Consider the following 4,878-nt stretch of genomic DNA (forward strand, 5'->3'; position numbering starts at 1 on the left):
GCTCTACCCCGTCCCCCGTCCCAAAGCCTCCGAGATCCATCTGCGACGTCTTTTTCGCAAAGGTCTTCTTTAAGCAAGTGTAGTGCGACAGCGCTGCCGTCCCTGGCGTGCATGGTGAACATCCTGCACAGCTGATTCCCTGCCTGTATTCGGAGTCAGCGTTGACCGGCCTTTTTAAAGGTCGTAATTGACCGCCACGCTGCGCCCGGTCTTCACCGACTCCAACGCACAATCAGCCAAATGCAACGCATACAGCCCATCGCGCATGCTGGTGGGCAACGCGTGCCCGCTGCTCAACGCGTCGATGAACTGCGTCAGTTCATTGCGATAAGCGTGCGCGTAGCGCTCCAGGAAAAAGTGCTGCAACGGCTCCAGCGCTTCGGTGTGTTCGGCGCTCCAGTGGCGCAAGGTGCTGGGCCGGTGGTTGTCGGTCAGCAGCACACCGTTGGCGCCGGAGACCTCCACGCGCTGGTCGTAGCCATACACCGCCTGGCGGCAGCAGTTGATGTGGCATTGCTTGCCGGAGGCGGTGCGCAGCAACACCATCACGCTGTCGTAGTCGTCGATCTCTTCCAGGCTCGGGTCCACCAGGCGGCTGGCGAAAGCGCTGACTTCCACCGGTTCTTCACCGAGCAAATGGCGCGCGGTGTCGAAGTCGTGGATGGTCATGTCACGCAGGATGCCGCCGGAATGGGCCAGGTAGTCACGCGGGGCCAGGCCCGGGTCGCGGCTGGTGATGATGACCTGGCGCACTGCCCCAATCTGGCCCGCGTCGAGGGCCTGGCGCAAGCGCAGCATGTCGGGGTCGAACCGGCGGTTGAAGCCAAGCATCACCTTGCCGCCTCGGCGCTCGACGGCTTGCGCGGCGCTGCGGGCCTTGGCGATGTCGAGGTCGATCGGTTTTTCGCAGAGCACCGCCTTGCCTTCGGCCACGGCTGCCAGCAACAGGTCGATGTGGGTGTCGGTGGGCGTGCCGATCACCACGGCGTCGATGTCCTTGCGCGTGAGCACAGCAGCGCAGTCGTAAGCGGCCTCGCAGCCCAACTGAGTGCTCAGCGCATCAACACCTTCACGCCAGGGGTCGGCCACCAGCACCAGCGTGGCATTGGGATGGGCGGCAACGTTGGCGGCGTGGATCTTGGCGATGCGCCCGGCACCTAAAACGGCAATACGTAGCATGGTCGAACTCCTGATGTTGTTGTTGAGGGGAGATTCAGTCCGGCAAGTTGAACGCTGTCACGATCTGCACCTGTGACGGCGCAATGGGCCCGGCCTTCCATAACCGGTGGTGTTGCAGGATGTGCAAAAACACGTTTCGAGCATCGATCTGCAGGTTGTGATCGATGATCGCGGCGACTTTTTCTTCCAGCAGCAACTGGCGGTTTTCTTCGTCGAGGTCGTGGCCGATAAACACCTCCAAACCGCGACCCTGAGCGGCGAACGCATCGACAATCGCACGATTGCCGCCGCCGACGCTGTACACCGCCTTGAGCTCGGGGTGCTGTTTCAGTGCCTGGGTGACGCGCTCAAAGGTGCGCTCATACACGCCATAGCCGCCGCTGATATCCAGCACCCGCAAGTGCGGCGCCCGCCCACGCAGCCAGGCGCGAAAGCCCATCTCGCGCTCTTCTTCACCGCGGAACAGCTCGCTGCCGATCACCACGGCCACGTCTTGAGGTTGCGCCGGTAGCCAGCGCGACATCAGGTAGGCGGCTGTCTGACCGGCGGTGCGGTTGTCCATGCCCACGTAGCCGATGCGCTCGCTTTGCGGCAGGTCCGTGACCAGGGTCACCACCGGAATGCCCGCCGCAATCAGTTGCTTGACCGCCTGGTTCACCGCCGGCTCATCGGCGGCCTTGAGCACCACGCCCTGGCTGCCCGTCTCCAGGCAGCGCAGCAACTGGTCATGCATGGCCTGGGGTTCGATTTCTTCGAACAGGTGAAAACGCGGCGCGATGCGAAACGGCGCCAGGCTGGCCAACTGCGCAATGATCGCCGCCTGCACCGCCGCGCTGAACCGCTGAGGCGTGTGCATGATCACGTCGACATGAAAAGTGCGCCCCACCGCCAGGCCGTTTTTCTCCTGGGACTCCAACTCATCCAGCGCTTGCTCGATGCGCCGTTGCGTCTGCGCATGCACGCTGCCGCGCTGGTGCAACACGCGGTCGACCGTGGCTTTGCTCACGCCCGCCTGGGTCGCCAGTTGTTTGAGAGAGAAATGTTTTGCGCGTTCGAGCATGCGGTTCGCCTGAGGTGTTTTTGAGGTCTTTTTTGGGCGTTACTGAGGTTTTGCAATGCTAGTCTCAGTTTTGCCCGCCGTCGAGCCGGGCGATGCACAACAACAAAAAATCAGGAGAACTTCATGCCCCACACCGATCTCGCCACCTCGTTCAGCGGACAATACTTTGTCGTCACCGGCAGCACCCAGGGCCTGGGCGCCGCAGTGGCCCGCACCCTGGCGCAGCGCGGCGCCGCCGGGTTGATCATCTGCGGGCGTCGGCGCGCCCAGGGCGAAGAGCAGGTGCGGCAGTTGGCGCAGCTGGATTGCCAGGCGTTTTTCGTCGAGGCGGACCTTGAGAAGGTTGAGGACTGCCGCGCGATCATTGCCGCGGCGCGTACTCACTTCGGCACGCTGCATGGGCTGGTGAACTGCGCCGGCATGTCGGACCGCGGGACCATTCTCGACACGTCGCCGGAACTCTTCGAGCGCCTGTTTGCGGTGAATGTGCGCGCGCCGTTTTTTCTCATGCAGGAAGCGTTGACGCTGATGATCAGCCAAGGCGTGGAAGGCGCCGTGGTGAACATCCAGAGCGTGACCGGCCACGGCGGTCAGTCCTTTCTGAGTGCCTACGCGGCGTCGAAGGGCGCGCTGGCGATCCTGACCAAGAACGTTGCGTTCAGCGCGCTGCGCAACCGCATCCGCGTGAATGGCTTGAACATTGGCTGGATGGACACACCTCACGAAGATGAGATCCAGCGCCAATACCACGGCGCCGAGGATGGCTGGCTGGAAAAGGCCGAAAGCGCGCAGCCGTTCGGGCGCCTGCTGAAGCCTGAAGAAGTCGCGCAAAGCGTGGCGTTTTTGCTGTCCCGCGAGTCGGGCATGATGACCGGCGCAGTGATCGACCTGGAGCAAGGCGTGGTTGGCTGCACCGACAGCAGCACCCCGCAGCCGCACCAGGCGCTGAGCCTGCCGGGAGGTGTGTGATGTCGGCTTTCGTCACCCAGGAGGCGGTGCGCCTGGCGGATTTCAGCCGTGTCTGCGCGCAACACGCGAATGCCGAGGACTACCCGCTGTGCGCTGAAGTGCTGAGCAATGTGCCGATCTACCAGGCGCACACGCTGCGCACTGCCGACCGCCTGACAAGCATGAATGAACTGCACCGCCTGTTCCGCGACGGGCCGGGAGTGATGGTGGTGCGCGGCGCGTATGAAGACCTGGCGGTGGTGGACCGCCACAGCCAAGTGTTCGAGGCGATCTTCGCCCATGAAGCGGCGCAAGGCGTGGCCGCCGACCACTTCGCCAAGGCCGGCAGCAATGGGCGCATCTGGAATTCGTTGCAGAAGGCTGCGCTGGAATCACCAGCGTCATTTGTCGAGTACTACGCCAACCCGTTATTGGGGCTGATTGCCGAGGCCTGGCTGGGCCCGAGCTTCCAGGTCACGGCGCAGGTGAACGTGGTGCATCCCGGCGGCCAGGCGCAACAACCGCATCGCGACTATCACTTGGGTTTCCAGACGACCGACGTGGTGGAGCGTTTCCCCCTGCCCCTGCACCTGCTGTCCCAGTACCTCACGTTGCAAGGCGCCGTGGCCCATTCGGATATGCCACTGGAAACCGGCCCGACCCAATTGCTGCCGTTCTCCCAGCAATACGCCCTGGGTTACCTCGCCTGGCGGCGCAAAGAGTTTATCGACTACTTCCAGCACCACGCCGTGCAATTGCCGCTGAACAAGGGCGACTTACTGTTCTTCAACCCGGCGCTGTTCCATGCCGCCGGCACCAACCGCACGGCGGACTGCCAGCGCATGGCCAACCTGCTGCAAATCTCCTCGGCCTTCGGCAAACCCATGGAAGCCCTCGACCGAGACCGCATGATGCTCGCGGTTTACCCGGTGCTGCTCGCCAATCCATCGCTGACGGCGGAAGCCATCGACGCGGTCATCGCCTGCACCGCTGACGGTTACGCCTTCCCCACCAACCTCGACACCGACCCGCCGTTGCAGGGCCTGGCACCGCAAACCGGGCAACAACTGATGCAACAAGCGCTGAGCGAACACTGGCCGTACTCGGACTTTGCCGCTGCAGTGACGCAGATGCGGAGCAAACGCCAAGCGTGAATCCCAATGCTTTAACAACAACAAAAAGAACGGAGCAACACCATGAAAAAGCACCTCCTTGCGGCACTGTTTACCCTTGCCTTCACACCCTGGGCGCTCGCCGATATTCGCATCGGCGTGAGCATCGCACAGGTCGATGACGTGTTCCTCGCACAGATGCGCGACTACATGGCCGCCCACGCCAAGGAACTGCCCGGCGTGACCCTGCAATTCGAAGACGCCCAGGGCGATGTGGTGCGCCAGCTCAACCAGGTGCAGAACTTCACAGCGCAAAACATGGACGCGATCATCGTCAACGCGGTGGACACGGCGGCGACGCAAAAAATGACGCTCAACGCGCAAGAGGCGAAGATTCCACTGGTGTATGTCAACCGCCGTCCCGAGTTCAAAGAGGTGCCGCCCGGCGTGGGCTATGTCGGCTCGGACGAGATCAAGGCTGGCGAAATCCAGATGCGCTACCTGGCGGAAAAAATGGGTGGCAAGGGCAACCTCGCCATCATGCTCGGGTTGCTCTCCAACAACGCCACGCACAACCGC

5 protein-coding genes are annotated in these 4,878 nt (G+C 62.8%); 3 read left to right on the forward strand and 2 right to left on the reverse strand.

What is annotated here, in order from left to right:
* Positions 1-174: 174 nt before the first annotated feature.
* Entirely contained in the window at positions 175-1,179 is a 1,005-nt protein-coding gene (gene iolG / locus WBB95_RS22510) for an inositol 2-dehydrogenase (protein WP_424489577.1), read from the reverse strand.
* A gap of 34 nt (positions 1,180-1,213) precedes the next feature.
* The gene (locus WBB95_RS22515; protein WP_424489578.1) at positions 1,214-2,239 is read right to left on the reverse strand and encodes a LacI family DNA-binding transcriptional regulator; all 1,026 of its coding nucleotides are present in this window, start codon (positions 2,237-2,239) and stop codon (positions 1,214-1,216) included.
* Between the two features lie 123 nt (positions 2,240-2,362).
* Between WBB95_RS22515 and WBB95_RS22520 the strand changes: the two genes are divergently transcribed.
* From WBB95_RS22520 to WBB95_RS22530, 3 genes are all read left to right on the forward strand, one after another.
* Positions 2,363-3,208 (forward strand): SDR family oxidoreductase, encoded by an 846-nt coding sequence (locus tag WBB95_RS22520; protein ID WP_424489579.1) that lies wholly within the window; start codon positions 2,363-2,365, stop codon positions 3,206-3,208.
* Positions 3,208-4,341, forward strand: a complete 1,134-nt coding sequence (locus WBB95_RS22525; RefSeq protein WP_424489580.1) for a phytanoyl-CoA dioxygenase family protein — start codon at positions 3,208-3,210, stop codon at positions 4,339-4,341. The genes WBB95_RS22520 and WBB95_RS22525 overlap by 1 nt, the downstream gene beginning before the upstream one ends.
* A 42-nt stretch (positions 4,342-4,383) precedes the next feature.
* On the forward strand, positions 4,384-4,878 hold a 495-nt coding region (locus WBB95_RS22530; protein WP_424489581.1), incomplete at its 3' end, for a substrate-binding domain-containing protein.

It is taken from the genome of Pseudomonas sp. (assembly GCF_049645325.1).
In the GTDB taxonomy this organism is placed as follows: domain Bacteria; phylum Pseudomonadota; class Gammaproteobacteria; order Pseudomonadales; family Pseudomonadaceae; genus Aquipseudomonas.

What these genes read in the sequence shown, in the direction of transcription:
- iolG (WP_424489577.1), bottom strand. Translation starts at nt 1,179, where the DNA reads ATGCTACGTATTGCCGTTTTAGGTGCCGGGCGCATCGCCAAGATCCAC.
- WBB95_RS22515 (WP_424489578.1), bottom strand. Translation starts at nt 2,239, where the DNA reads ATGCTCGAACGCGCAAAACATTTCTCTCTCAAACAACTGGCGACCCAG.
- WBB95_RS22520 (WP_424489579.1), top strand. Translation starts at nt 2,363, where the DNA reads ATGCCCCACACCGATCTCGCCACCTCGTTCAGCGGACAATACTTTGTC.
- WBB95_RS22525 (WP_424489580.1), top strand. Translation starts at nt 3,208, where the DNA reads ATGTCGGCTTTCGTCACCCAGGAGGCGGTGCGCCTGGCGGATTTCAGC.